Below are 3718 nucleotides of genomic sequence, written 5' to 3' on the forward strand. Positions count from 1 at the left end.
GCCGGCAAGCTCGCCGACATCGTGCTGTGGAAGCCGGCCTTCTTCGGCGCGAAGCCGGCGCTGATCCTCAAGGGCGGCGCCATCGCCGCCGCGCCCATGGGCGACCCCAACGCCTCCATCCCCACGCCGCAGCCGGTGCACTACCGGCCGATGTTCGGCGCGATGGGCCCGGCTATCGCGGCGACCAGCCTCACCTTCGTCTCGCAGGCCGCGCTCGCTGCCGGCGTGCCGCAGCGGCTGGGCCTGCGCCGCCGCGCCGTGGCCGTGAAAGGAACGCGCACCATCGGCAAGGCCGACATGGTGCTCAACGACTACGCGCCGGTGATGGAGGTGGACGCCCAGACCTACGAGGTGCGCGCCGACGGCGTGCTGCTGACCTGCGAGCCGGCGCAGGTGCTGCCGCTGGCGCAGCGGTATTTCTTGTTTTGAGGGTGGCGGCGCGTGACGGCGCCGGAGATGGGCACCGGCGGCGACGTCGCGGCGTAATTTCTCCCCCGACCCCCCGCGGACTGGCCCGCCGCTTGCTGTGATTGCGCCATGGAAACGTTCGACCGGCTCGATGCCGAAGCAGTGGGGGAGACCGATGCGACCGTGGCGCTCGCCTGGGAGCGACGCACTCGCAGCCGTCAGCGGGTTGTGCTGGCGGATGGCACCGCGCTGATGCTTGCGCTGCCGCGCGGCACGGTGCTGCGCAATGGCGACGTGCTGCGTAGCAACAGCGGTCGCCGGCTGCGCATTCTGGCGGCGCCGGAAACCGTGTCGACCGCGCATGCCGAGGATGGCGCCATGCTGCTGCGAGCCGCTTACCACCTCGGCAACCGGCACGTGGCGGTCGAGATCGGCGCCGGCTGGCTGCGCTACCTGCACGACCACGTGCTGGACGACATGTTGCGTGGGCTCGGCCTCACGGTGGCGGTCGAGCAGGCGTCCTTCGAGCCGGAGGCAGGCGCCTACGCGCCGGGACATGGGCATGGCCACGGCCACGCCTGACGCTCTGGCCGAGCTGCGCCTGCGTCAGCTCACCAGTGCCGCGCTACCCGTGGGCGCATTCGCCTATTCGCAGGGACTGGAGAGCGCCGTCGAGGCGGGTTGGGTGGGTGATCCGGCGCAAGCCGAGGCGTGGATCCGCGGCCAACTGCGCCACACCGCGACCACGCTGGAAGTGCCGCTGCTGGTACGCCTGGTGGCCGCATTCGGACACAGCGATCAGGCGGCGGCACTGCGCTGGTCCGGGCTGCTGCTTGCGATGCGCGACACGGCGGAACTGCGCGCGCAGGAGCGGGCGCTGGCGGGTGCCTGGGCGGTGCTGCTTGGCGAGCTTGGCGTGCCGGGTGCCGCCGCCTGGTCGGACTGCCCGCAGCGCACCGCGCTCGCGCTGTACGCCCTGGCGGTGGCGCATTACGGCATCGATGTCGACGCCGCCGCGCGCGCCTGGCTGTGGGCGTGGCTGGAGGCGCAGGTGAGCGCCGCCGTGCGCGCGGTGCCGCTTGGTCACGCCGCCGCGCAGCGCCTGCTTTACGCGTTGGCGGCGGACATTCCAACGGCCGCGGCGCGCGGGCTGACGTTGCCGGATGCCGACATTGCCGGCGCCGCACCGGCGCTGTCGATTGCCAGTTGCCGGCACGAGACGCAGTACAGCCGGCTGTTCAGGTCTTGAGGAGACGATCGAGATGGCGCATGACAGTTCGGCAGGACCGCTTCGGGTCGGCATCGGCGGTCCGGTCGGTTCCGGCAAGACGGCGCTAACCGAGGCGCTGTGCCGGGCGCTGCGCGAGCGCTACGCCATCGCCGTGGTCACCAACGACATCTACACCCGCGAGGATGCCGAGTTCCTCACCCGCGCCGGGGCACTGGCGCCGGAGCGCATCGTCGGTGTCGAGACGGGCGGCTGTCCGCATACGGCAATCCGCGAGGACGCTTCGCTCAACCTCGCCGCCGTGGCGGACCTGGCGCGGCGTTTCGCGCCGCTGGACGTAGTGTTCGTGGAGTCGGGGGGTGACAACCTGGCCGCCACCTTCAGCCCGGAGCTGTCGGACCTGACGCTGTACGTGATTGATGTCGCGGCCGGCGACAAGATTCCGCGCAAGGGCGGGCCGGGCATCACCCGCTCGGATCTCCTCATCATCAACAAGACGGATCTCGCGCCCCACGTCGGGGCGTCGCTGGAGGTCATGGACCGCGACGCGCGGCGCATGCGCGGCGAGCGGCCATTCGTGTTCACGTGCCTGAAGACCGGCGCCGGGCTGCAGGAGGTGATCGCCTTCATCGAGCGCGAGGGTGCGCTGGCGCCGTAACCGAGCCGCCGGTCGCGACGGCGTTGACGCGACGTCAGGGCAGGCTGACCGGCGCGGCCGGCGCCCAGCCCGGCTGGCGATGCTCCACCACCACGGTGGTGTAAATGCCGCCGCGGACCAGGAACTCCGCCGTCACGCGCATGAAGCGCGGCGCGGTGGCCGCCACCAGATCGTCGAGGATCTGGCCGGTCACGGCCTCGTGGAAGGCGCCCTGGTCGCGAAACGACCACAGATATAATTTCAGCGACTTCAGCTCCACGCAGGTTTGGTCGGGCACGTATTCCACATGCACGGTGGCGAAGTCGGGCTGCCCGGTCTTGGGACACAGGCAGGTGAACTCCGGGCAGCGCATGCGTACCGTGTAGTCGCGGTTCGGGTGCGGGTTGGCGAAGGTTTCCAGGGTGCCGCCGGCGGTAGCGTGGGGTTTTTTTGAGCGAACGGGGCGCGAGCTTGCCACGCGCTTCTCCAGGTGAGTTTCAGGGCCCACCATTATCGGATTGCGGCCCGCAGGGTCACAACGAGGCAGCATCCGGTCGGCCGTTGACGCGATGGCCGGCTGCGCCAACGGACCGTCCGCTTCGCGCGCCAAACCCAACAGCCCCGGCATGAAACTGAAGACCATCCGCCTGGCGGGCTTCAAGACTTTCGTCGACCCCACCACGCTGCAGTTGCGCGGTCCGCTGACCGGCGTGGTGGGGCCGAACGGCTGCGGCAAGTCGAACGTGGTGGACGCCGTGCGCTGGGTGCTCGGCGAGAGCTCGGCCCGGCAGCTGCGCGGCGATGCGCTGGCGGATGTCATCTTCAACGGGTCGAGCGCCCGCCAGCCGGTCGGCAAGGCGAGCGTCGAGCTGGTGTTCGACAACAGCGCCGGCACGCTCGGTGGTCCCTGGGCGGCCTACGCCGAGATCGCCGTGCGGCGTGAGCTGACGCGCGACGGCCAGTCGGTGTATTACCTCAACGGCAGCCGCTGCCGGCGACGGGACATCACCGACATCTTTCTCGGCACCGGGCTCGGGCCGCGTAGCTACGCCATCATCGAGCAGGGCATGATCGCGCGCCTGATCGAGGCGCGGCCGCAGGAACTGCGCGCCTTCATCGAGGAGGTGGCGGGCATCTCCCGCTACAAGGAGCGCCGCCAGGAGACCGCCGGGCGCATCCAGCACACGCGCGACAACATGGCGCGCCTGGACGACCTGCGCGACGAGCTCGGCAAGCGGCTCGCGGTGCTCGAGCGCCAGGCGCGCGCGGCGCAGACGTTTCGGGAACTGAAGGCCGCCGAGCGGCAGGCGCGTGCCCGGTTGCTCGGCTGTCGGCTGCGGGCGCTGGCGGCAGCCGCCGGCGCGCGGCGCGCGGCGCTCGATGGCGCAGTCACGGCGCAGGCGCAGGCGCAGGCCGCCGTGCACGCTGCCGAGGCGCAGGTGGAG

5 protein-coding genes and 1 pseudogene are annotated in these 3718 nt (G+C 71.1%); 5 read left to right on the plus strand and 1 reads right to left on the minus strand.

Features of this window, described 5'->3' with window-relative positions:
- The 4 genes and pseudogenes from ureC to ureG form a co-directional block, all read left to right on the plus strand.
- Positions 1-429: pseudogene (gene ureC / locus PHC73_RS12355) on the plus strand (urease subunit alpha); the annotation flags it as partial.
- 108 nt (positions 430-537) lie between these two features.
- Positions 538-990 (plus strand): urease accessory protein UreE, encoded by a 453-nt coding sequence (gene ureE, locus PHC73_RS12360; RefSeq protein ID WP_300128719.1) that lies wholly within the window; start codon positions 538-540, stop codon positions 988-990.
- Positions 971-1657, plus strand: coding sequence for an urease accessory UreF family protein (locus tag PHC73_RS12365; RefSeq protein WP_300128721.1), 687 nt, complete (start codon positions 971-973; stop codon positions 1655-1657). Before ureE ends, PHC73_RS12365 begins: the two co-directional genes overlap by 20 nt.
- 13 nt (positions 1658-1670) lie before the next feature.
- Complete coding sequence (gene ureG / locus PHC73_RS12370) at positions 1671-2294, plus strand: urease accessory protein UreG (RefSeq protein ID WP_300128723.1); 624 nt, start codon at positions 1671-1673, stop codon at positions 2292-2294.
- A gap of 34 nt (positions 2295-2328) precedes the next feature.
- On the opposite strand, the gene queF is transcribed toward ureG, so the two are convergent.
- Positions 2329-2694, minus strand: a complete 366-nt coding sequence (gene queF / locus PHC73_RS14045) for a preQ(1) synthase (RefSeq protein ID WP_366949879.1) — start codon at positions 2692-2694, stop codon at positions 2329-2331.
- Positions 2695-2899: 205 nt separating this feature from the next.
- Here queF and PHC73_RS12380 point away from each other — a divergent pair.
- The coding region (locus PHC73_RS12380) for an AAA family ATPase (RefSeq protein WP_300128728.1) at positions 2900-3718 on the plus strand (819 nt) is incomplete at its 3' end.

This window comes from Immundisolibacter sp. (assembly GCF_028696615.1).
Taxonomy (GTDB): domain Bacteria; phylum Pseudomonadota; class Gammaproteobacteria; order Immundisolibacterales; family Immundisolibacteraceae; genus Immundisolibacter.

Coding starts and splice junctions, on each gene's coding strand:
- ureG (WP_300128723.1), top strand. CDS start 1,671: ATGGCGCATGACAGTTCGGCAGGACCGCTTCGGGTCGGCATCGGCGGT.
- PHC73_RS12365 (WP_300128721.1), top strand. CDS start 971: ATGGCCACGGCCACGCCTGACGCTCTGGCCGAGCTGCGCCTGCGTCAG.
- ureE (WP_300128719.1), top strand. CDS start 538: ATGGAAACGTTCGACCGGCTCGATGCCGAAGCAGTGGGGGAGACCGAT.